We start from the raw sequence: 22,037 nt of genomic DNA on the forward strand, positions 1-22,037 counted from the left end.
GAATATCGTTGAGTGAGTAGAAAGCGGAGGAATGCTTTTGAACGCGATCATATTGTATACACGGCATCAGGGCGAAGCTACGTCCTTTGAATTTAATGTGTTTGACAATCAATTTGCTACGGAGAATCTGGCAGTGCGCAAGGTGTTGATGGCAATGCTTGCAGCCGTTTCCAACAAATTGACCGATTTGGAAGTGGAGTACAACGACAGTATACTGGCGGAAAAGGTCGGAGCGAAGCGGGCTGGTGAACTTCTTCGTTTTCTCGGGGCAACAAAAGAGAACATGCGGGAAAATCTGAGCAAGGGTGTAGTCGTCAGCCGGATCTTTCAAGCACCTTTTACACAGGAGCACTATGAATACTTCTATAACCTGACAGACATCGCACAACTGTCACACTATCGCTTAAAAGAAGGCAAAGAAGATCGCATCGTGTTTTATTTCACACGCTATCTCCAACTCATTGCGCCTGATGAAAAGTCTCGCCAAGCATTTTTGAACGGGTTGGAATCATTTTCCTTACCGTACAAGCTCGTACCGATTGCGTAAAGGAAACAAAAAAAGTCATTTTGCCCTTGCATGAAGGCGCAAAATGACTTTTTTTATGGTTGCCTAAGAGTTAGGTGGAAGGACGATTTGGTCCCTCCAGTTTTTTGTCACCATAGCCAGGCGCATCGTTTTGAACGTTTTTGGGTTGTCGATTGCGTTCGTCTGGTCGATTTTGCTGTAGTGAGGAATTCTTGTTTTGCTTAGTCATGTAACTACCCCTTTCTCAGAGTCATGGCTGCCAAGGCGTACTCGCCTAAGCACTTCCATCTGCTTTTCTTGTTGATGCTGTGCGTGTTCCTCTGCGTTCATGTGGCCCCTTCCTCTTTGCGAGTTTTTGTGGGGGAGTCAAGTACAGCATTTTTGTGGCGAGGGATGGCGTATAGGACAAACAGACCAAGAATCGCCGCCAAAAACAGTGTAATCACTCCGTAGCCAATCCACGGATAGATGCTACCGACTCCTCCTAGTTTTTCAACCATTGCTCCACCCAATCCCGTCCCAAGAGCCGTCCCAAGCCCAGAGACGAAATTGGAAAAGCCAAAGTACGCCCCCAACCATTCTTCCTTTGCGAAGTGAGTGACGAGACTATCCAGCATCGGCATAAACAGCATCTCACACAAAATGAAAAGAATCGCAGCCCCGCACAATGTGAGGAAGTGGTTTGCCCATCCCATGAGCGTAAGCCCTGCACCTAACAAGATCGTTCCCATTGTGACAGACAAGTACGGATTGATGCGTTGTAGGATAAAACGTGAGATCACCCCTTGCAAGACGACGACACTGAGCGAGTTGATCGTCCAAATGAGACCAATCATCGTAGCGGAATGTAGGACATGCTCTCCCCGTAGTGGCAGGATCATGGCGAATTGAGCATAAAGCGCCCAGATTAAGAGCGAGATCACAGAGAAAAGCAAAAAGCTGCGATGGGTCAAGATGTGACGATACTCCTTAATCGGTGTTTGCTTGCAATCTGTTCCCACACAGCGATCATCAGGAAGGATGAAGCGAGAAAAGATAGCAAGTGCTCCGTATACAACGGCAGCTACGAGAAACGGCTGTTTCCCACCCGCAGTCATCCACGTAATGATCAAGCCTGCGACAATGATCCCGCTGTGAGCGAGTATCCCTCTCCACGAAAAGGCAGCGGTTCTTTGGCTCTCATCCACTTCATCCGCGATCATGGCTTTAATGGTTGGAGCGAGCAGGCCAAGACCCAAGCCGTTGACAGCCGAGAATAACAAGAAGAAACCATAGGAATGGCTGAAGTGATAGCCTGCCATGGCACATCCTTGAAGGAATGCCCCAAAGGCTAGGATGGAGCGTTTGCCCCAGCGATCTGACATCAAGCCGCCTACCAAGCTTCCGATTTGGTATGTGATGCTTCCCGCTGCCAAAATGATGCCGACTTGGGAGAGAGAAAGAACCCGTACCTTTTGCAAAAAGACTGGGAAGACGGGAATGACCAGATAAGAGGCCATGTGCATGAAAAAGACGACTAGCAGTAACAGCAAGTAAGGCTTGTTGCGTAACAGAGATCCAGTAGAGGCTGTCATGGTTGTCTCCTCTTTGATTCATTCCTCTCTAGTATGAGTGGAAAAGGATTGTCCCTATGCGTCGTTTTTCACAAACACAAAGTAGGCCACCACACAAAATGGGTAGGAAGGCAGGCAAGCGTCCAATCCAACAAGCGTGGAACCACATATACCTATAGGGAAAGGTACCATGGGCGGTAGGGAATGGTGCGAGGAGCGCGGCAGGATGAAGGGGGGATCTAGCGTGAGAGGATTTGGTTTCTTCAACGAGGAAGGTTTCGAAGTGATCATCTGGATCATCGTGATCGTTTTTCTCCTCGTGATATTTTTTGACGAAGGGGTAGATTAAGATGAGTGGATATCGACCGGTTCGGCAATTGAACCACTATTACAAAACAAACGACGCTTTCAAGAAATGGATTCGTGCCAATGAGCAATGGTTCAAGCAAAATCCAGAGGTTTTTAACCAGATGCTGCGCAATCCGAAAATGGTCAACTTGTTTACGGATCTCATGATCATGAACTCGCCGCGCATAGAAAAGAAACTGAAGAAATGGAGAAGGAACCAACGCTGATCGACCCGGCATGCTGCCCAATAGAGCATGCCGTTTTTTATTTGGAACGGTAACGAGTTCTGTTATAAAACCGGGATGACGAGCGTAGGGATAAGCATATGCTGCTTGTTCGAAGAAAGGATGAAGCATAACATGGCACAAGTCATTTTGACGTTTTTCGTGGCTTATGGCATTGTGGTCGGCGGCGCTCTTTCAGGTGGGGTGGGCGCTTTTCTCACAGAAAAGCCTCCGTTGTTATCTATGGCCCAATTGGCTGACCAGCTCAAAATATGGGGATTGGTTGGCGCATTGGGCGGAACTTTCGATTCGTTTTTGCAGATCGAAAAAATACTGATGGGAAATTTGACACCTGTCTTTAAACAGCTTGTGATGATCGTCGTTGCATTTTTGGGTGCCCATATCGGAACAATTTGTGTGCATTGGCTGGTTCAGGTGCGCTCATGAAGGTGATTCTTTGGAAACGTTACCTCGCTCTTTTGCTCATGGGGTGCGTGTTGGGCGGAAGCGTGATTTTATTTACATACGGACGCGAAATGGAACAGATGATGCTGATCAAAAAAAGCTTGGAGCTGCAAAACAAAAAACTGTACGAGGAAAATTTGGAGCTAAAGCAAAATCAGCGGGTCTATCGCAAAAAGCAAGAGACCGTTATCGAAGACGTACGCGCCTCTGTGCTCACTGCGGATCAGAAGCAGCCGCTTCATGCCACAATTGTGGTACAAGTAGTCGATCGTGTGGAAAAGGATCTCGCTTCGTTAAAAGGGAAGAAGGTTGAGCAGGTTGCGGAGGTCCATCAGGTCTTGCATGAAATGCTGCGACGCCGCGAATATATTTTGTCAGATCGAACGACCGTGGAGGTACGAATCAAAACGGTGGTGATTAGTAGAACGCTGCATGTGTTTGTGACAGCGGACATTATACCCGATGATGTTTGGCAAAAGATTGCGCGAAACTTTCTATTTCTTCCACCGTATATTTCAATATAGAATATCTGATAGCCAGATCATGTAGGTCTGGGTCGGGATAAAGGAGAGGCGAACACATGTCCATGTTCAAAAAATTGTTGGCTAGTGTAGGTATTGGCTCCGCGCAAGTAGATGCACGTCTTGAGCAGGATTCACTCATTCCCGGAGATATGGTCAGAGGTGCGGTTCATATCAAGGGAGGAGATGTGGCCCAGGAAATCGACGAAATCTACATGTATGTCGTCACTCACTATGAAAGAGAAATCAACGACTCTAAGACGAAGGAAGAATGCACACTTGTAAAATATCGTCTGTCTGAGCGGGTACAATTGAAACCGAAAGAAGAAACCGTTCTGCCATTCGCTTTTCAATTGCCTTTTGAGACACCATTGACGATGGGGCGTCAACCTGTTTACTTGCGGACAGGTCTCGATATTAAAAATGCGATTGACCCGGGGGATTCCGATTTCATAGAGGTTCGCCCACATCCGTTAATGTCCAAAGTGTTGGATGCTGTTCAACAGGTCGGATTCCAGCTGTATAAGGTAGACTGCGAATATAATCGCCACCTTGGTCGCAATCATCCGTTTGTACAGGAATTTGAATTCCGTCCGACAGGGCCATACCGCAGCCAATTGGAGGAGCTCGAAGTAGTCTTCTTCCTTCGCGATGGCGAATTGGAAGTTTTATTGGAACTGGACAAACGTGCGCGCGGCTTTATGGGAGCGTTTGAAGAAGCGTTTAATCTCGATGAACGCTATATACGTTTCCGCTTAACGAATGCAGACGTGAACAAACATACCCATGTCATTGCCGAAGCGATTGAAGCGCTCATTAAGCAACAGCTTCGCTAGAGTGTGATACAAAAAAGGCCTGACGAGTGAAACGACCACTCTGTCAGCCTTTTTTCTTTATAGAGGTCTTAATAATCGCCCTCGAGGCTTCTACCTAAATTCCTGTACACAACTTTCTTTTTAATTTTTCGATTTGCATGTATAGGGCTGGATTTTTCTGACAATACTGTGAGCATGAAGAATCCAGAGGAGGATATTATTATGAATTTGTTAGAAAAAACGAGAAAAATTAATGTGATGCTTCAAAAAACAATGGGTGGCAGCGGAGTAGGCTTCCAAGATCTCGCAAGGCTTTTATCTGAAGTAATTTCTGCAAATGTTTATATCATTACCGCAGATGGCTCGATCCTGGGAAGTGGAATGAATCAGGAGATTTCCCTGCAAGAAGAAGGACGTTCATCCACGCAGTTGCAGGAAGGTGTACATCAGAAGCTGCTAGAAGTTTCACAAACCTTGGCGAACGAGCCGATTACCAGCCCGTACAGCCTGGTTCCAAAAGAGTTGAATTCGGTCTTCCCGCAAATGATGACGACGATTGTTCCTATCAATGCAGGGGGAAGCCGTCTTGGCACACTCGTCCTGCTGCGTGCTTACGGTCAGTTTGAAACAGAGGATCTGATTTTAGGCGAGATCGGTGCTACCGTGATCGGTATGAAAATTGTTCGTCAGCGCACAGAACAGATTGAAAATGAAGTGCGCGACAAAACGTTTGCCAAAATCGCTCTCTCTTCGTTGTCCTATAGTGAACAGATCGCGATTGAAAAGATTATGGAGCAATTGGATGCACGCGAAGGTTTGCTAGTAGCTAGTCAGCTGGCAGATCAAGCAGGTCTGACACGTTCTGTCATCGTGAACGCTCTTCGCAAGCTAGCAAGCGCGGGTGTGCTGGAATCCCGTTCGTTAGGGATGAAGGGTACCTATATTAAAGTGCTGAATGACAAATTCCCATCTGAATTGGCGAAATGGAAAACCTCATAATAGCATGAGCTATGAAAGAAGCTCTCCCTGTACTGGGAGGGCTTTTGTTTATGAATCAACGAGTATAGTAGAGTCGATAAAACGTTCATGATTTAGCGATTGAATAAATGATTTTCCTCCCTTTATAATGTCCACAAAGGTTGAAACTTCGAAAAAATCAAAATTTTAAAGTTCATACTTCAAAATCGAATGGAGGGTCTAAGAATGAAGGTGATTATTGGTGGGGTTGCGCATGAAACGAACACGTTTTCCAATGTGCCCACGACGCTCGAGATGTTTCAAAGCTACGAGTGGGATTATCATGAAACGATTGTGAATCGCAATCGGGGCGTTCGCAATTTTCCGGGAGGGATGGTGGATCGCGCGGAAGAGCTGGGCATTGAGCTTTTGCCGACCTTTATCACCTTTACGTATCCAGCGGGGACAATTTTGCGAGAAGCGTATGACCGGATTAAAAAGGAGCTTCTTGACACGATTGCTGCGACAGAAGGTGCAGATGCCATTTGTCTGGGGCTTCACGGAGCGGGGGTTGTAGAAGGAATAGATGATCTGGAGGGCGACATTCTGGCATCAGTGCGTCAGTTGGTCGGTTATGACATTCCTTTAATTGTTACGCTCGACCTCCATGCAAACATGACACAAAAAATGGTGGATGAGGCCGATGCTCTCCTGGGAGTTCACCTCTACCCGCATGTGGATTGCTATGAACGCGGAATGGAAGCGATCGACCTGGCGCATAAGATGGTTACGGAAGGTATGAAGCCGACCATGCATTTGACCCGACTGCCACTATTGATTCCGACATCAGCTACTCATCATTCCCCAGCACGCGAAATAAACGAAGCCTGCTGGGCGTGGGAAAAGGAAGATGGCGTCATCGACTGTGCATTTTTCCACGGATTTCCGTATACGGACATTCCTGAGCTAGGCGTCTCTGTTTTAAGCGTTACGAATAACGATCAGGAGCTCGCCAAAAAAGTGAGCGAGGATGTCGCCAGTCTGATTTGGGAAAAGCGGGATGAATTCGAGCTAAACATGCCCACCCCTGCCGAGGGAATTGCGATGGCACTGGAAACGGAAGGCATGCCCATCGTAATCAATGAGACCTCAGATAATCCAGGCGGAGGTACACCCGGAGACGGAACGCATTTGCTGCGGGCGATGCTGGAAGCCAAGTTGACAAATGCATGCTTTGGTTTTATTTACGATCCCGAAGTGGTCCAGATTGCCCATCAGGCTGGAGTGGGCGCTACCATAGAACTATCACTGGGTGGAAAGACAGACTACTTACATGGAGAACCACTTGAAGTAACAGCCTACGTCAAAGCTTTGACAGATGGAAAATTCATTGCGACGACGCCGATGGGTCAAGGAGGTCATGAGAATTTTGGAAAGTCCGTTCGCTTGCAAATTGACGGGGTTGATGTACTGGTTTGCTCCGTGAAATCGCAAGTGCTGGATGAGCAAATTTTTCTGTTGCACGGAATCGACGTGACCAAATACAAAATCGTGGCCTTGAAATCAAGCACACATTTCCGGGCAGCGTTCGAACCGATTAGTGCACGCGTCATTACCGTTGATTCGCCGGGATTGACGACGCTCAACTTCCGATTCTTCAAATACGAGCGCGCCATTCGTCCGATTTATCCGTTAGACCCAGCCACAGAGTGGAACCTACATCAATTGACAAGGAAGTAGATGATCATGGAATCCGTACAGGAGCGCATCCGTAAGCATTACCCGGAATTGACCAACCAACAAAAACTCGCAGCCAAATACATTCTCGCGGAGCCGAAGACCGTTGCACTTCAACCAGCCAAAGCTGTCGGGGCATTGAGCGGTACAAGCGAAACGACAATCATCCGACTATCCTACGCTCTCGCTTACTCCGGGTACAGCGAATTGCAAAACGAGATCCGCAGCTCCTTATTGGAAAAAGTCCCAAAAGCTGATGCCATCCACAGTTTTCGTACAGCGGCTGTGGAGATGAAGGGGAAACAAGACCTGATTTCTTATAACATGGAGCAGGATGTTGCGTATATTCGGCAAACGTTAGGGGAGCTACAAAAGGACCAACTTTTGCAAGCGATTTCACGTATTATGGCAGCCAAACACATTCTCGTCGTAGGGTTTCGCAGCTCCTTTGCTCCGGCCCATTGGCTCGCCTTTACACTGAATGTCGTCAGAGGAAACGCGCATCTGTACAATGGGCCAGTTGATGACGTCAACTATCTGTTGACCCAGATCAATCAGGAGTGGCTCGTGATCGCACTCTCCTTCCCCCGCTATACGACTGAAACGATCCTGTTTGCAAAAGCAGCCAAAGAGAGAGGCGCCAAAATCATCGGGATTACCGACGATGAGCTATCTCCGATTGGACCCGTAGCCGATCAAATTTTGAAAGTCAGCGCACCTGCTCCTACTGCCTTAAAAGGAATGACGGCGATCTTTTCCATGCTGAATATTTTGATCAGTGGTGTGGTTCAGGCTGATGGAGAACAGGTACAACAAAGACTGAAAGAATACGAAGAGACAAGTCGACAAATATACCCGTTTGTGGAAGGGACAGAAGTGTAACGGCAATTGATAAGGGGGACGGGACATGAAAATTCACAAATGGAAGCAAGGGGCCTTGAGTGTATTTGTGGCAACGGCGTTGATTGCAGGCTGTTCCTCACAGCCGACCAATCAAACGGGAAATGACACGTCGGCCAAAGGTAACACATTAGTCATCGCTTCCCTGACGGACCCAGACTCGCTTGATATGCACAAAACGAGCTGGCTGAGCATGGAAAACAGTTTAATATACGAGCCTCTATTGACCCGCGATGCAACAGGCAAACTCCATCCGCGTTTGGCAGAGAAGTACGAAATTTCGCAGGACGGTAAGGTTTGGACATTTACCCTCCGCAAAGATGTCCGCTATCACTCTGGCGATCCAATGACGGCAGCATCCGTAAAAGATTCCTTTGACCGTTTGCTCGCCATTTCGCCTGTGAAGGGGCTTGCAGGACCGATTGAAAAAGTGGAAGCAACAGACAAGCATACGCTCAAGGTGCATTTTAGCCAACCGTTTGCCCCGTTTGTTAACGTTATTGTCGGTGGATTAGTTTCGCCGCTTGACGCCAAAAAGGCAAAAGAATTAGGGGATGGCTTCTCAGATAACCCATCTGCAACGGGGCCGGTCATCTTTGACAAACGTGAACGGGGTGCTTCGCTCACCTACAAGAAAAATCCCGATTATATCTGGGGACCTGAGTACGCTGCCAACAAAGGTCCTCTGCAATTCGACAGCCTTGTGTTTCGGTTTATGAAAGACGACGATACACGCCTGATGGAATTCAAAAAGGGTACGGTCCATGTGTTGTATGATGCGCCACCGAACTCGGTTGCGGAGCTTGAGACACTGCCCGGAGTCAAGATTGAGAAAGCAATGGACGTTGGAAACAAATACATCGCTTTTAACAGTAAGCACCCACTGTTTTCAGATGTCCGTCTGCGCAAAGCAGTAGCTCTCTCCGTAGACCGCGATCCACTTGTTCAGGTAGCGTTGAACGGCTTCGGCAAGCCGGTGTATGGTCCTTTGGCACCCACGATTTATGGCTACAGTGAAGCGATTGAAAGCAAGGCGAAGCAGTTGTATACGAGAGATTTAGACAAAGCCAAGCAGTTGCTAGCGGAAGCAGGCTGGACGGACAGTGATGGGGATGGCATCGTAGATAAGGATGGAAAACCGTTGTCTGTAGAAATGCTCGTCTCTCAAGAGCCAGCCTTTCAGCGAGCGGTGCAGATTTTGCAGAGCCAGCTAAAAGAAGCAGGTATTGATATGAAAATTAGCGTGCAAGAGATGACAACCATCAAAGAGCGTATTTCGAAAAAGTCGTATGACATGGCTTTGATGTACTACGGCTGGTTTGATGCGGACATCTTGTACCTCATCTTCGAAAAGAGCAATTCAACAAGCCGGACTCATTACAACAGCCCTGAGCTAGATGTTTTACTGAACAAAGGACGTTTGGAAATGAATGAGCAGGCGCGTCTCAAGATTTACGAAGATGCACAGGAGATTTTGCTGAATGATTTGCCTTGGGTCCCTTTATGGGTAAGTGAGACGGTGATAGCCACTCGCGGCGTTAAAGGCTTTACGGTCAATCCGTACACGCAAGGTATTACGTTGCATGATGTCATGCTCGAAAAATAGACAACTGAGGTGAGGGCATGCGCCGATATGTAATAAAAAGATTATTTTCCCTGGTAGGTACACTGTTTGGCGTTTCCGTCCTGATCTTCCTGATGGTGCACCTCATACCGGGCGATCCCGCAACACAAATACTCGGACAGTTTGCAACACCAGAGGCCATCAGTCAAATGAGAGCGAAGCTTGGTCTTGATCAACCACTGTGGCAACAATACATTCGATTTGCTGGAAACCTGTTCGCTGGCGATTTGGGAACATCGTTATTCACTGGCGAAAAGGTATGGGATCAGATTATGAACCGTTTCCCGATCACCATGCAGCTTGCCATCCTTAGTGTGATTATTGCTGCAATATTCGGTATTTTGTTGGGTACGATAGCTGCCGTCAAGCAAAACACCATCATCGATCGGCTTGTGGTGCTTACCTCGTTACTTGGTATTTCGGCACCCGGCTTCTGGATTGCCTTGTTTCTCATCTGGATTTTTGCTTACAAACTGGCCTTGTTTCCGATTTCCGGCTATGAGGGGATTCACTCCCTGTTACTGCCAGCGATTACCTTGGGTTTGGCGGAAGCGGGGATGATCGCCCGAATGACCCGTTCCAGTATGCTGGAAGTCATCAAGCAGGACTACATGCGGACAGCAGAGGCCAAGGGGGCGGCACTTTTCCGAGTTATTTTGAGCCACGGTCTGCCGAATGCCATTATTCCTGTTGTCACAATGTTAGGCTTGCAGTTCGGTGCGCTCATGGCTGGAGCTGTGGTGGTGGAAACCGTGTTTTCGCTGCAAGGGCTCGGCAGCCTGGCGATTGAGGCGATCAGTAAACGGGATATGCCGACCATACAGGGCATGGTGTTTTTCATGGCGTTGATTTTTGCCTTAACCAATTTGATCGTGGATCTCATTTACAGCCGGATTGATCCGCGAATCCATTTCGACTAAGGAAGGAGCAGATGGATGGTGAATAGTAATCGTCCGGAGTCGTATTGGGGAGGAATGGGCAAACGGCTGAGACGCAATAAGACAGCAATGGCGGGTGTGGTCATCCTGATCGTCTTTACACTGGGATCGCTTCTTGCTCCAGTCATTGCCCCTCATCCTGTCGAACAAATGAATTTTAACAGCCGATTAAGCGCTCCGAGTGTGACTCATCTTCTCGGAACGGATGATTTCGGCAGAGATATTTTTTCCCGTTTGTTGCACGGGGGACGAATTTCCTTGCTGATGGGTTTGATAACGGTTGTGCTTTCTACCTTGGTCGGTGTAACGCTCGGTATTATTGCTGGCTATTATCGGCGTGTGGATCTGTTTATCATGCAGGGCATGGATATTCTCATGTCACTTCCTGCCCTGCTTCTGGCGATCGCTGTCATTGCGGTCTTGGGTCCTGGGTTAACGAATGCCATGATCGCGGTAGTGATTGCCGTTATTCCGTCCTATGTGCGGGTCGTTCGCTCTGCGGTCTTATCCATAAGGGAAAAAGAGTACATTGAGGCTGTTCGCGCTCTGGGGATCAGGGACTGGCAAATTTTGCTGAAGCATATTTTACCCAATATTCTCTCCCCAATCATCGTGCTTTCCACGATTCAATTCGGTGTGAGTATTTTAGCGGCAGCGGCCTTGAGCTTTCTTGGACTGGGTGCGCAACCGCCGATGCCAGAGTGGGGAGCCATGGTTTTTGTCGGCAAGGCATTCTTGAGTCAGGCCTGGTGGATGTCCATTTTTCCTGGATTGGCCATCATGCTGGTTGTCCTTGGCTTCAATCTGTTAGGTGACGGATTACGGGATGCATTCGACCCGAAAACGAGGTAATGGATGAAGGGGGGCACGAGCCGATGAAAGAGGTACTTTTAGAAGTAAAGGATTTACGCTTGCAGTTTAAGACGGATAAGGGTGAGTTGCCAGCGCTGCAAGGCATTTCTTTTCAACTGAAAAAAGGGGAGACGGTAGCGCTGGTAGGCGAGTCTGGCTGTGGAAAAAGCGTGACGTCCTTGGCGATTATGGGACTCTTGTCCCGGGCGAATGCGCAGATGGAGGGAAGCATTCGATTTCGGGACATCTTATTGAACCAGTTGAGTATCGGTGAACTTCGCAACATTCGCGGAAAAGATATCGCGATGATTTTTCAGGAACCGATGACGTCACTCAATCCGGTCCATACGATTGGTCGACAGCTAGAGGAAGTGTATCAGCTGCATACCGATTTATCGAAAAAGGAACGCCAAGCAAAAGCGATTGAGATGCTCAAAAAAGTGGGCGTACCGAGGGCAGAAGACATCATGCGGGAGTATCCCCATCAGCTATCAGGTGGAATGAAGCAGCGTGTCATGATTGCTATGGCGATGGCTTGCAACCCGGATTTATTGATCGCAGATGAGCCGACGACTGCACTGGATGTGACCATTCAAGCGCAAATTTTGGAACTGATGAACGATCTGAAGGAGAACGATCATACCTCCCTGCTACTTATTACGCATGACTTGGGTGTCGTGGCTGAAATGGCTGATCGTGTACTTGTGATGTACTACGGGGAGATCGTAGAGGAAGCTGACATTGCCAGTCTGTTTTCTCATCCGAAGCATCCGTATACGATTGGGCTTTTGCGTTGCATCCCCGATTTGGATGAGGAGGAGAAGCTTCGCCTCGATCCGATTGAAGGCAGTGTCCCGCTACTGGGTGAAGTGACACAAGGGTGTGCATTCCGCTTCCGCTGCTCGCAGGCCGAGGAGCGATGTTACCAAGAAAAACCGCCGCTGATGGCAACGGGCACAGGCACAGGCACACAGGCCGTTCGATGCTGGCTGTACGAGAACAAGGAGATGGCGGTATGAGTGATATCTTGTTATCGGTAAACGATTTAAAGACGTATTTCCCCATTAGTAAAGGACTCTTTCGCAATCGCGACGAAATGATTAAGGCAGTCGATGGGGTTTCTTTCCAGCTGCGAAAAGGCGAAACGCTTGGGTTGGTAGGAGAGAGCGGTTGTGGCAAGTCAACGACTGGCCGCAGCATCATGCGACTCATTGAACCGACGGGTGGAACGATTGAATTTGAAGGGCAAAACATTTCGGAGATGTCGGCTGCACGTTTTCGTCCACTCCGAAAACGAATGCAAATCGTGTTTCAGGACCCGTATGCATCGTTAAATCCACGGATGACCGTGCAAGGGGCTTTGGAGGAAGCGTTAGGCGTCAAAGATCCACAGATGTCGGCGAATGAAAGGCGCGATCAAGTAAGGGAACTGCTTCAGATGGTCGGTCTGAATGCTCAATACGCGACTCGCTTTCCCCATGAGTTTAGCGGGGGGCAGCGGCAGCGGATCGGGATCGCTCGCGCACTGGCGGTGGAGCCCTCATTAATCGTAGCAGATGAGCCAGTTTCAGCGCTTGACGTCTCCATTCAGGCGCAGATCGTGAATCTTTTGCAGGATTTGCAGCACCGTCTAGGCCTGAGCTATTTGTTTATTTCACATGATCTAGGTGTCGTTCGCCACATCAGCGACAGAATTGCGGTGATGTATCTCGGACGAATCGTCGAAATTGCCAGCAAAAAAGATTTGTTTACGCGCCCGTTACATCCGTACACAGAAGCGCTCATGTCAGCAGTTCCCAAAGCCAATCCGTTTCGGAAGAAGGAGCGAATCGTTCTTTCAGGGGATGTTCCCTCTCCGGCGAATGTTCCCGTTGGGTGCGCGTTTCATACCAGGTGCTCGTATGCTACAGATATTTGCCGCACAGTGCGTCCTGTCGCTACATTAGCTTCGTCGCAACATTATGTCGCATGTCATTTATATGGAACAGAAGGGATGAAGTACATTGAAAATCGAACGAATTGAATTGCAGCAACTCCACATGCCACTTCGTTTCCGTTTTGAAACGAGCTTTGGATATACGACCATCAAGGAGCTCATTTTGGTCAGTGTGTATGGAGAGGGAGAGGTAGGGCACGCGGAAAGTGTGGCGATGTCAGCCCCTTACTATAGTGAAGAAACGACAGAGACAGCATGGCACATGATGGAAAAGTTTATGATTCCGAAGCTGTTTTCGAGTGAGATCGAGACCCCGGAGGATGTGGATCGGCTGTTTGCCCCGATTCGCCGCAACAACATGGCGAAGGCGGCTTTAGAAGGCGCAATCTGGGATCTCTACAGTAAGCAGAAAGGTATCTCTCTCGCCAAAGCACTAGGAGGCGAGAAAGCTGTCATCGACGTTGGGATCAGTATCGGGATTGAACCGACTGTCGATCAAGTTTTGGCAAAAGTAGAGCGCCATCTCAGTGAGGGCTACAAGAAGATCAAGGTAAAGATCAAGCCAGGCTTTGACGTAGACGTAATTCGAGCAATCCGCGAACGCTTTGGCGAGGGTGTCCCGCTGATGGCGGATGCGAACTCCGCTTACACGATGGAGCATTTAAGTGTGATGAAGGAGCTGGATCAATATGGGCTGATGATGATCGAACAGCCACTCGCCCATGACGACATTATTGATCATGCCAAGCTGCAAAGGGAGCTATCCACACCAATCTGCCTCGATGAAAGTATTCACAATGTGGATGATGCCAGAAAAGCGATAGAGCTAGGTAGCTGCGGCATTATTAATATCAAGGTAGGGAGGGTAGGTGGACTAACAGAGTCCAAGCGCATTCACGACTTGTGTCAGGCACACGACATTCCGGTTTGGTGCGGAGGCATGATTGAGTCGGGTGTTGGCCGCGCACACAACATTGCCATAACTTCTTTGCCGAATTTTACGATCCCAGGTGATACAGCCGCCTCCAGCCGTTACTGGGAGGAAGACATTGTGGAGAATGGTGTAGAGCTAATGGCTCCCGGTCAATTGGCAGTTCCAGATAGCCCGGGCATCGGTTATACCCTGAACCAAAAGGCGATCGGCAATTATGTGATTCGTACGGCAAACTTCCGGCCTTAACCAAAAATGAAAAGGGGAGAAGGAGCATGGCGGATTGGGTTCAATCATTTGAGGAATACGTGCAAAAGCTGCTTGCAGAGGTAAAAGTAACAGGAACGGCAGTCGGATTGGCGGAGCAGGGAGAGCTGAAGTATTTCCATGGCTTCGGTTTGGCAGACATCACTGAGGATGCAAAAGCATTAACCCCTGATACGGTGTTTGGCATTGGTTCTGTTACCAAGTCCTTTACGTGTGTGGCCATTATGCAGCTTCAGGACGCAGGTAAGCTATCGGTTCATGATCCGGTCATCAAATATCTCCCAGAGCTACGGACACCTAATGAAGCTTACACTCGCGAGATGACCATCCATCATCTGATGACACATACCGCCGGCTTTCCCCCTTTAGATACATTAGTGGGTGCAATGAAAAGAAGTATTGTGGAGGGAGAGGATGTTAAGTCCTTTAGCTCCGGTCTTGAGTTTGATCTCGATAAAGCGGAGGAGATCAATACAAAAGAAGAATTCATGACCTACATCGGCAAGCTGGATTACGAGTTTCTAGGTGCACCTGGAACGGAGTTTAGCTACTCCAACGACAGTTATGCCATGCTCGGTCTGATTATTGAACGAGTGAGCGGGATTTCTTACGAGCAGTTTGTGCAGGACCATATTTTGGTGCCTGCCGGGATGAAGAACAGTGCTTTTCTTATCGAAGATTTGCCAGAGGATGCAGAGGTGGCTACGCTATTCACTCGAAAAAGTCCAAAGGATGGCGGTGAGGTATACCGTTCCCCTTCCTGGTGGGATTCACCATCGATGCGCTCTGCTGGTTTTCTGAAATCGACGATTCACGATCTATTGCGTTATACTGAAATATTCAGAACGGGTGGACTCTCGGGTGAGAATCGCTTGCTCTCACCCGAGAGTGTGCAGGCCATGATGGAGCCTTATTTCTCGATTTCACCGTTTCAAGCATACGCCTATGGCATGTTTGTAGCCAATTGCCATGATGGAACACTCTTTGAGCACGGAGGAGCGATCAAGGGAGTTGCGGCCCAAATTTTTATTTTACCAGAGCGGGGCCTGACGGGAGCCATACTGATGAACACAGATGGCGGGCCAATGGCTGATTTGATGCATGGCATTTTAAACGCAACCAATGGACGCTCTCCGAATACAGTACCGTTCCAATACCCGGATTATGAAATTTCTGTAGATGCACTCGCTGCATTTACAGGGGAGTACCGCTCGTCCGAAGGGGCTACTGTATCAGTAGAAATTGAAGAGAACGAGCTAGTAGTGAAGAATAATGGAACGAATATGCCACTTCGTTCAGTGGGAGAAGACAGCTTCGTCATGAAGCGGGGAGAAACGGATGCGTTTATCCGCTTCGTTCGCGATGAGGCAGGAGTAGTAACACGGATGGGCTTTGGTGCTCGTCAACTGGTAAAGGTCCTTGCCGAAAAAGAACAAACTGTATAATATAGCAAAACGCGTACCTGCAAGAGCTCAAGCTCGCGAGGTGCGCGTTCTTTCTATTATATAGAAGAGATTTAAGACGAAAGGGTGGCGGGAAGCTGCTGTTCCTCCATAGCTGTTCGTTTCCAGTTCGGGTGCTGCTCCATTTGCCGGAACGAGCGGAAAAAGAATAGGCTAAGGCTGATACTTACAAACATGATACCGCCAAAGAATAATAGAAGCCTCGGTGTTGTGATGTTTTTGGCGAGAAGAAAGGAGCACAGTGCATAGCTGACTGGCCCGAAGCCGATGGACATCAAGGAAAGCAATGACATGACACGACCGAGCATGTTGGCAGGGACGATACTTTGAATGTAGGTGATAAACGGAATATTCGTCATACTGAGTGCCATTCCGATGAGAAAATGAGAGACAAGTCCAAAGGAAAGCTCCTCAATGAAATAATACGAGCTGATTCCAACTCCCATACATCCTAGAATGACAGGGAGTAACATAAAATTTCCGCGGAATCCTTTACACAATGCAGTCAAAATACCGCCGATAATCATGCCCACTCCAAGTGAGGTACTGAGTGAACTAAAAGCACTCCCGTCCCATCCGAGGTCATTTACATGAATGGGAATGATCATGTTAACTGGGCCGGAGAACATCATGTTGGTGAACAGTGATGTTGTTAAAATAAGTGCGAGGATCGGGATTGAATACGTAAAACGAATTCCTCCCACGATATCTTTGAAATAGGAGCTTGCCCTTGATTCTGTTGTAGACTCTGAAGTCGTGTCTTTGGTGTATGAGTGTGAATGGAGAGAGAGTACAAAGAGTGTTCCTACGAAGAAGGTGCATGCCAAGATCATAAACATGGTCGGATAAGGAACGGTTCCAATTAATAAGGCAGTAACTACCGGTCCGGCAACCATGCTAATCTGATGGCATAGTTCCATTAAGCTGTTAGCTGGTGCAAGTTGTTCTCGAGAGACAAGGGAGGGCAGAATCGAGCTGCGTGCTGGCCAAAAAAATGCATCGACTGTTCCGAATAAAGCTGCCATGACGTACAGGCTCACTGGGAACCAGTCGCTATTTCCTTGAAGCATAAGCAAACTGAAGCAGGCTAAAATAATTCCCCTAACCAAAAGAGAGGAAAACATAATCCATTTTCGATTCAAACGATCAGCAGCTACCCCGCCAGCCAGCATAAAGAGGAGACGGGGGATGGACAAACAAATCAAAGTCGTGCCCAGGATTGCTCCTGAGCCCATGGCATTCACGATATACCAGTTGAGCAGGATGAAGAAAGCGCCGTCAGCCATTGCCGAAAATAAAGTGCCGCACCATAATCGGACAAACGATCGATTTTTCCACAGGGAATTATTTGTCGCCAGAGTGCTCATCTCCATTTTCCTCCTTCTTTTTCTTCACGACAATCTTGCTGGTGTAATGCTTGAATTCAGACTGTTGGTGCTCATAGTTATCTGGCAAGGAATCGTCTTCTGCGACGTAGTAACGTTCATTTGTCATGAACCCGACCGTTACCATGTAAAAGTTTTCAGCCGTATCCTCCGCTTCTCCAGCAGCAATCCTCTCTAAGTAGCGATCTTCCATTTCCGATAGCTCCTCAAGTAAAGCCTTATATTTAGTGAGCCAAGCAAATATTCCTTTTCGAGGTGCTCTCACTTCGGAGCTAACTGCAATTGCAGGAGGACGATCCTCTTGATCCGAAAAGAGCATGAATGACTCGTCTGGTGCGTTATACAGGCGATTAATACTGGAGCGCATGTGATTTATCATCGTTTCCTGCAACAGGATACTGTCTTCGCGCAGGGAGGGCAGCAAATCATCACTAACCTTGAAGTCGTAAGCAACTGCCCGATAAAACTTTTGCACGATCCCGTTCTTTTCTTCCGTACGCACGACCTCAACGAAGCCATGGCTTTCCAATTCCTTTAGGTGATAATGCACTTTAGAGGGAGAGAGGGAGAGAAGGGTCGCGAGCTGCTTGCCTGTGTATTCCTCCTTGACCAGCATCGTGATGATCTGTAGGCGCAAGGAATCGCTGACAGCTTTTAATTGATCCAAAGTTTCCACAACTACGTATCGTTTCAAGTTGATCAACCTCATTTCGCTGAACGTGAATGTTTTTATATTTTTAGACGTTCAGTTTTATTTGAACGTATTGTAACAACAAAACGATCCGTTTCGCAAGATGGATTTGCGTTTATTTTTCGACAAATGCTACAATACTGAAAACGGTGAGAGGATGCATTCCTGTGGCGATCTTACAACATCCCGTCTTTCGTCGTTTGTATACGGCCCATATTGTACACATCATCGGAAATGAATTTACATTTATTGCGGTCGTTGGACTTTTACATGATTTAAGTGGATCGGGTCTTTCCTTTGCGGCAGGGACTGTGTTTCGCATGCTCCCTTATGTGTTTGCCAGCTTTTTCGCAGGGACGCTTGTGGAGAATTGGGATAAACGGCGGGTCATGATTGTCGTCAATCTGCTTCGCGGCATTCTCGTCAGTTTGTTTTTCTTCATCACATCTGCGACCTACTTATGGGTGGCTTTTTTGTTATTGATCCTGGCCAATATTTGCAGTGCTTTTTTCCAACCAGCCATGCAAGTAGCGATCGTACAATCCGTGGAGGAAAAGGACAGGTTAGCTGCCAATTCTCTTTTGCAGGGGACGACCTCGTTTCTCATTATTGTTTGTCAGGGTGTGGCAGCAGTACTGGTTTACTTGTTCTCCTATCGTTACAACTTTTTGTTCGATGCCGCCTGTTATTTGTTTTCGCTGTTCATCTTGCTGCCGCTCCCGCATATCGCCAACTCTGCTGATTCGAAAGTGGCTGTACCTTTTATGGAAAGGCTAAAAGAGGGCTTCCGTTATATCGGCAAGCATCGGGAAATTGCCAGTGTGATCGGCTATCAGATGGCAGAACGGGTATGCGGCGCGTATTACATTATGTTGATGTACTATGTTCTTACGGAGCGGGGAGAGGGGTTGTATGTATTCGGACTCTTGGATATTCCGTTGGGACTCGGAGGTGTGATCGCTGGGATTGCCGTGAATAAGCTGTCTGACAGCCTGAGCGAGAAAGCAACGTGGCGTGTCCAAGGATGGGCACTCGTAGCGATGGGATGCTCGATTATAGCCGTGTTTCATGCAAAACCACTACTTGGACTGGCAATAGCGATTCTCTTTGCATCAACGGCTCAGTTTAGTTCATCGATATTGTCTGTGACGAAGCTGCAACGACTGTCTGATCCTGCTTATCTGGCTCGCGTTTTTTCCATTCGGGAAATGGCAACCATGGGAAGCTTTTCTGCGAGCTGCTTGATTCTCGGATTCAGTGCAGAGCAGGTCGGTAGTGCCGCTGTCTCCGTGTGGCTTGGCTTCTTTGGGGTTGTAGCCGGACTCTTGTGGCTTTGGATCCGTCGTAAGCTACAAAAAGATCACAGACGTACAGTAATGACGTAGGAGAGATTCCTCTGCTTATTTAGAGCAGAGGCTCTTTTTTGTATAAAATGAAACAATTATATTTAATAAATATAATTGTTGAAAAAGTATGAATATAATTATACAATGAATGGAAATATAGAGAAAAAGGAAGATGCAGCATGAAGGAATTATGGTGGCAGCGATCATTTCGCTGGTATTGGCTGGGGATGTTCTTATCTAGTCTGGGGGATCAGTTTGGCTGGATGGGCTTGACGTGGTTTGTCATGAATAAAACAGGCTCACCTGCTGCGATGGGTGGGGTCGTTCTTGCGTATATGCTCCCTGCTGTTTTTGCTGGTTTAGTAGCGGGAGTTTTGCTAGATCGGTTTGATCGACGCAAACTCATCATGATGGACAATGTGGCGCGAGGACTTATTTTTATAGCGTTGGTCGCATTATTGCAAGTCGATCAAGTTCCGTTATTTGTGATATACGTACTGATTGTGATTGCAGGAATCCTTTCTCCGTTAAGCACAGCTGGGGCCCAGACTTTATTGCCGAGAATCGTCTCGGACAAAAATCGATTGGTCAAGGCGAATGGCGTGATGGAAACGCAATGGCAAATTGTTTATATGTTTGGACCGGCACTCGCAGGTGTTTTAATCGGTTTGATTGGGGAAGCTTATGTTCTGTTGATTGATGCGGCAAGCTTTTTTGTATGTGCATTCTGTTTCTCTCGGTTGCCGCGTGAGCTTACGAAAAGTGCGAATCCTACAACGATTGAAAAAGGTCAAATGGGAGTGTTCTTTCGTTCCCTCTTGAGTGACATGCGGACAGGATATCGCTATATATTTGGACGCAAGCAATTGATTATTCTTGTCTTTTTTACATTTTTATTTAACATGTCGTACGGTCCCATTGAAATTGCACTGCCCCTGTATGCGAATCAGGATTTGGCAGGAGGATCTATTGCATTAGGGATGCTGTGGTCTTCTTTGGCAGTCGGGGCATTACTAGGCTCTCTCTTTTTCTCGACGGTTACGTGGAAACTTCCGTTGGGGTCGACACTAGCAGGGATTATTGTCGCGTGGGGATTGACCACGTTGCCGATTGCTTTATTCTCGCGGTTAGAGATCGCGATGGCTTCGATGGTTGTGGCAGGCTTTTGCTTTGCTCCTTATAACATCATGTACAGAAGCTATCTGCAAAAGCAGGTGCCCGATGCTCTCTTGGGGCGGGTATTAACCAGCGTTCGCACGATTACGGGGACAGGAATGCCAGCGGGAGCGGCTGTCTCTGGCTTCCTCATACCCTTCTTGGGCGTTCAAGGGATCATTGGAGCCGGAGCAGCCGTATGCATCATTTTTGGTCTGCTTGCATTCGGGGCATTGAAAAACTTGGAGGATTCCTCATCACTTCCGATTGAGGAGAGGTGAGACGAGGTGTTTTAGCCACTGAGGTAATAGGAAGTAAATGCGGGAGAGCGCATGCAATCGAAATGGCATGGCAATCTCCGGGCGCTTCGCTTCCGCTGCTCGATAAATGGTCTTTGCCGTTTGGTCCGGTGTCAATAAATAATGAGCCACTTTGCTGCGATAGCTACCTGTTTTGTCTGCCTTATCCAAGAAGGGTGTGTCGATCGGACCTGGCATCGCACATGTTACAGCAATTCCAGTGCCTTGCAACTCGTGGCGCAATCCCTCACTAAAGCGGATGACTGCTGCTTTGCTGGCAGCATATACCGCAGCTTTGGCAGTTGCGACATGACCGGCAAGTGAGGCAACAGTGATAATATGACCTTCTTTTTGATGAAGCATCATCGGCAAAAAGGCGCGGGTCGTGTAGAGAACACCGGAAATATTCGTTCGCAGTGTTTCTTCCAGCTCTTCTACGCGCATTTCGATCAACGGTTCAAAGACGGCCATCCCGGCATTGTTGTAAAGAAAATCGCAACGTTCGAAGCGAATATGCACCCATGCAGCGAACTGCCGAATGTCTTCGTTGTGGCTTACGTCTAACGGGTAATGATGGAGTCGATCAGGATAATCTTTTTGTAGGGATAGGAGATCCTGAGTGATCGCTTTGCGACTTGTGGCAATGACACAGTCTCCTTTTTCCAAATGAAGTCGAGTCAAAGCTAGACCAAGGCCACCAGAAGCCCCGGTGATGACGACAATACGGGGAATCGACATGTCATCCTCTTCTTTCCTTGTAGAGTTTGTTTCCATTGTAAATGGCAAAGTATAAGCCCCTAAGTTGATGTGAAGGCTAGCCACTAGGGGGTGAATGCACATGCCAGCAGTAAAATGTTCTGTAGCAAACTGTGAGTATTGGGCGAAGGGCAATCTTTGCAACGCCGAAGAAATCATGGTGGAGATTGACGCTCACGCTACCGTAAACCTGAAAGAAGAATTCGCAGGGGAGTACGGTCAAAACACGCAGCATCAGGATCAGGCAAAGACGTCGTCTGAGACCTGTTGTCTGACGTTCAAGCCGAAGACATCAGCGAAGAAATAACGCTGTCTTGGCGCAAAAAGGACGTATCCCTTTAAGGTGAT

At 47.9% G+C, this 22,037-nt stretch carries 23 protein-coding genes; 18 read left to right on the forward strand and 5 right to left on the reverse strand.

Annotation, left to right across the window (positions count from 1 at the left end):
* Nucleotides 1-31 precede the first annotated feature (31 nt).
* A complete protein-coding gene (locus tag E8L90_RS02480; RefSeq protein ID WP_137027855.1) occupies nt 32-547 on the forward strand; it encodes a hypothetical protein in 516 nt (171 codons plus the stop codon).
* A gap of 70 nt (nt 548-617) precedes the next feature.
* On the opposite strand, the gene E8L90_RS30060 is transcribed toward E8L90_RS02480, so the two are convergent.
* Nucleotides 618-755, reverse strand: coding sequence for a hypothetical protein (locus E8L90_RS30060; protein WP_167497574.1), 138 nt, complete (start codon nt 753-755; stop codon nt 618-620).
* Between the two features lie 97 nt (nt 756-852).
* Nucleotides 853-2,100 carry an MFS transporter gene (locus tag E8L90_RS02485; protein ID WP_137027856.1) on the reverse strand — a complete coding sequence of 416 codons (1,248 nt, stop codon included), beginning with the start codon at nt 2,098-2,100 and terminating at the stop codon, nt 853-855.
* A 329-nt stretch (nt 2,101-2,429) separates the two neighbouring features.
* Here E8L90_RS02485 and E8L90_RS02495 point away from each other — a divergent pair, with 329 nt between their 5' ends.
* From E8L90_RS02495 to E8L90_RS02560, 14 genes are all read left to right on the forward strand, one after another.
* On the forward strand, nt 2,430-2,654 hold the full coding sequence (locus E8L90_RS02495) for a hypothetical protein (protein ID WP_015892387.1): 225 nt from the start codon (nt 2,430-2,432) through the stop codon (nt 2,652-2,654).
* Nucleotides 2,655-2,786: 132 nt separating this feature from the next.
* On the forward strand, nt 2,787-3,098 hold the full coding sequence (locus tag E8L90_RS02500; protein WP_007720892.1) for a YtrH family sporulation protein: 312 nt from the start codon (nt 2,787-2,789) through the stop codon (nt 3,096-3,098).
* Nucleotides 3,095-3,640, forward strand: coding sequence for a sporulation membrane protein YtrI (locus E8L90_RS02505; protein WP_137027858.1), 546 nt, complete (start codon nt 3,095-3,097; stop codon nt 3,638-3,640). The genes E8L90_RS02500 and E8L90_RS02505 overlap by 4 nt, the downstream gene beginning before the upstream one ends.
* Before the next feature lie 56 nt (nt 3,641-3,696).
* Nucleotides 3,697-4,473 (forward strand): sporulation protein, encoded by a 777-nt coding sequence (locus tag E8L90_RS02510; protein WP_137027859.1) that lies wholly within the window; start codon nt 3,697-3,699, stop codon nt 4,471-4,473.
* 201 nt (nt 4,474-4,674) lie between these two features.
* Complete coding sequence (gene codY, locus E8L90_RS02515; protein ID WP_137027860.1) at nt 4,675-5,451, forward strand: GTP-sensing pleiotropic transcriptional regulator CodY; 777 nt, start codon at nt 4,675-4,677, stop codon at nt 5,449-5,451.
* A 204-nt stretch (nt 5,452-5,655) separates the two neighbouring features.
* On the forward strand, nt 5,656-7,149 hold the full coding sequence (locus E8L90_RS02520) for a M81 family metallopeptidase (protein ID WP_137027861.1): 1,494 nt from the start codon (nt 5,656-5,658) through the stop codon (nt 7,147-7,149).
* Nucleotides 7,150-8,028: a MurR/RpiR family transcriptional regulator gene (locus E8L90_RS02525; protein ID WP_137027862.1), complete on the forward strand. Its 879-nt coding sequence runs from the start codon at nt 7,150-7,152 to the stop codon at nt 8,026-8,028.
* Nucleotides 8,029-8,053: 25 nt separating this feature from the next.
* Nucleotides 8,054-9,652 carry an ABC transporter substrate-binding protein gene (locus E8L90_RS02530; RefSeq protein WP_137027863.1) on the forward strand — a complete coding sequence of 533 codons (1,599 nt, stop codon included), beginning with the start codon at nt 8,054-8,056 and terminating at the stop codon, nt 9,650-9,652.
* 17 nt (nt 9,653-9,669) lie between these two features.
* Nucleotides 9,670-10,590: an ABC transporter permease gene (locus E8L90_RS02535; RefSeq protein WP_137027864.1), complete on the forward strand. Its 921-nt coding sequence runs from the start codon at nt 9,670-9,672 to the stop codon at nt 10,588-10,590.
* A gap of 15 nt (nt 10,591-10,605) precedes the next feature.
* Entirely contained in the window at nt 10,606-11,460 is an 855-nt protein-coding gene (locus E8L90_RS02540) for an ABC transporter permease (protein ID WP_137027865.1), read from the forward strand.
* Between the two features lie 23 nt (nt 11,461-11,483).
* A complete protein-coding gene (locus tag E8L90_RS02545; protein ID WP_137027866.1) occupies nt 11,484-12,479 on the forward strand; it encodes an ABC transporter ATP-binding protein in 996 nt (331 codons plus the stop codon).
* Nucleotides 12,476-13,483 (forward strand): ABC transporter ATP-binding protein, encoded by a 1,008-nt coding sequence (locus E8L90_RS02550; protein WP_137027867.1) that lies wholly within the window; start codon nt 12,476-12,478, stop codon nt 13,481-13,483. The genes E8L90_RS02545 and E8L90_RS02550 overlap by 4 nt, the downstream gene beginning before the upstream one ends.
* Nucleotides 13,464-14,576, forward strand: a complete 1,113-nt coding sequence (gene menC, locus E8L90_RS02555) for an o-succinylbenzoate synthase (RefSeq protein WP_137027868.1) — start codon at nt 13,464-13,466, stop codon at nt 14,574-14,576. The genes E8L90_RS02550 and menC overlap by 20 nt, the downstream gene beginning before the upstream one ends.
* A gap of 26 nt (nt 14,577-14,602) precedes the next feature.
* Nucleotides 14,603-16,039, forward strand: coding sequence for a serine hydrolase (locus tag E8L90_RS02560; protein ID WP_137027869.1), 1,437 nt, complete (start codon nt 14,603-14,605; stop codon nt 16,037-16,039).
* Nucleotides 16,040-16,110: 71 nt separating this feature from the next.
* On the opposite strand, the gene E8L90_RS02565 is transcribed toward E8L90_RS02560, so the two are convergent.
* Both E8L90_RS02565 and E8L90_RS02570 read right to left on the reverse strand, forming a co-directional pair.
* Nucleotides 16,111-17,430 (reverse strand): MFS transporter, encoded by a 1,320-nt coding sequence (locus E8L90_RS02565; protein WP_137027870.1) that lies wholly within the window; start codon nt 17,428-17,430, stop codon nt 16,111-16,113.
* Nucleotides 17,402-18,136: an ArsR/SmtB family transcription factor gene (locus tag E8L90_RS02570; RefSeq protein ID WP_137027871.1), complete on the reverse strand. Its 735-nt coding sequence runs from the start codon at nt 18,134-18,136 to the stop codon at nt 17,402-17,404. The genes E8L90_RS02565 and E8L90_RS02570 overlap by 29 nt, the downstream gene beginning before the upstream one ends.
* Before the next feature lie 164 nt (nt 18,137-18,300).
* On the opposite strand from E8L90_RS02570, the gene E8L90_RS02575 reads away from it, so the two are divergent.
* A complete protein-coding gene (locus tag E8L90_RS02575; protein ID WP_137027872.1) occupies nt 18,301-19,518 on the forward strand; it encodes an MFS transporter in 1,218 nt (405 codons plus the stop codon).
* A gap of 140 nt (nt 19,519-19,658) precedes the next feature.
* Nucleotides 19,659-20,915 (forward strand): MFS transporter, encoded by a 1,257-nt coding sequence (locus E8L90_RS02580; RefSeq protein WP_137027873.1) that lies wholly within the window; start codon nt 19,659-19,661, stop codon nt 20,913-20,915.
* Here the strand turns inward: E8L90_RS02580 and E8L90_RS02585 are convergent.
* Entirely contained in the window at nt 20,892-21,671 is a 780-nt protein-coding gene (locus E8L90_RS02585; RefSeq protein ID WP_208759412.1) for an SDR family NAD(P)-dependent oxidoreductase, read from the reverse strand. The genes E8L90_RS02580 and E8L90_RS02585 overlap by 24 nt on opposite strands.
* Before the next feature lie 100 nt (nt 21,672-21,771).
* On the opposite strand from E8L90_RS02585, the gene E8L90_RS02590 reads away from it, so the two are divergent.
* Nucleotides 21,772-21,996 carry a DUF1540 domain-containing protein gene (locus tag E8L90_RS02590; RefSeq protein ID WP_137027875.1) on the forward strand — a complete coding sequence of 75 codons (225 nt, stop codon included), beginning with the start codon at nt 21,772-21,774 and terminating at the stop codon, nt 21,994-21,996.
* The last annotated feature ends 41 nt before the right edge of the window (nt 21,997-22,037 follow it).

It is taken from the genome of Brevibacillus antibioticus (genome assembly GCF_005217615.1).
Taxonomy (GTDB): domain Bacteria; phylum Bacillota; class Bacilli; order Brevibacillales; family Brevibacillaceae; genus Brevibacillus; species Brevibacillus antibioticus.

Coding starts and splice junctions, on each gene's coding strand:
- E8L90_RS02480 (WP_137027855.1), top strand. CDS start 32: ATGCTTTTGAACGCGATCATATTGTATACACGGCATCAGGGCGAAGCT.
- E8L90_RS02510 (WP_137027859.1), top strand. CDS start 3,697: ATGTCCATGTTCAAAAAATTGTTGGCTAGTGTAGGTATTGGCTCCGCG.
- E8L90_RS02580 (WP_137027873.1), top strand. CDS start 19,659: ATGAAGGAATTATGGTGGCAGCGATCATTTCGCTGGTATTGGCTGGGG.
- E8L90_RS02565 (WP_137027870.1), bottom strand. CDS start 17,430: ATGGAGATGAGCACTCTGGCGACAAATAATTCCCTGTGGAAAAATCGA.
- codY (WP_137027860.1), top strand. CDS start 4,675: ATGAATTTGTTAGAAAAAACGAGAAAAATTAATGTGATGCTTCAAAAA.
- E8L90_RS02585 (WP_208759412.1), bottom strand. CDS start 21,671: ATGTCGATTCCCCGTATTGTCGTCATCACCGGGGCTTCTGGTGGCCTT.
- E8L90_RS02545 (WP_137027866.1), top strand. CDS start 11,484: ATGAAAGAGGTACTTTTAGAAGTAAAGGATTTACGCTTGCAGTTTAAG.
- E8L90_RS02505 (WP_137027858.1), top strand. CDS start 3,095: ATGAAGGTGATTCTTTGGAAACGTTACCTCGCTCTTTTGCTCATGGGG.
- E8L90_RS02525 (WP_137027862.1), top strand. CDS start 7,150: ATGATCATGGAATCCGTACAGGAGCGCATCCGTAAGCATTACCCGGAA.
- E8L90_RS02485 (WP_137027856.1), bottom strand. CDS start 2,100: ATGACAGCCTCTACTGGATCTCTGTTACGCAACAAGCCTTACTTGCTG.
- E8L90_RS02540 (WP_137027865.1), top strand. CDS start 10,606: ATGGTGAATAGTAATCGTCCGGAGTCGTATTGGGGAGGAATGGGCAAA.
- E8L90_RS02500 (WP_007720892.1), top strand. CDS start 2,787: ATGGCACAAGTCATTTTGACGTTTTTCGTGGCTTATGGCATTGTGGTC.
- E8L90_RS30060 (WP_167497574.1), bottom strand. CDS start 755: ATGACTAAGCAAAACAAGAATTCCTCACTACAGCAAAATCGACCAGAC.
- E8L90_RS02535 (WP_137027864.1), top strand. CDS start 9,670: ATGCGCCGATATGTAATAAAAAGATTATTTTCCCTGGTAGGTACACTG.
- E8L90_RS02530 (WP_137027863.1), top strand. CDS start 8,054: ATGAAAATTCACAAATGGAAGCAAGGGGCCTTGAGTGTATTTGTGGCA.
- E8L90_RS02550 (WP_137027867.1), top strand. CDS start 12,476: ATGAGTGATATCTTGTTATCGGTAAACGATTTAAAGACGTATTTCCCC.
- E8L90_RS02520 (WP_137027861.1), top strand. CDS start 5,656: ATGAAGGTGATTATTGGTGGGGTTGCGCATGAAACGAACACGTTTTCC.
- E8L90_RS02495 (WP_015892387.1), top strand. CDS start 2,430: ATGAGTGGATATCGACCGGTTCGGCAATTGAACCACTATTACAAAACA.
- E8L90_RS02560 (WP_137027869.1), top strand. CDS start 14,603: ATGGCGGATTGGGTTCAATCATTTGAGGAATACGTGCAAAAGCTGCTT.
- E8L90_RS02590 (WP_137027875.1), top strand. CDS start 21,772: ATGCCAGCAGTAAAATGTTCTGTAGCAAACTGTGAGTATTGGGCGAAG.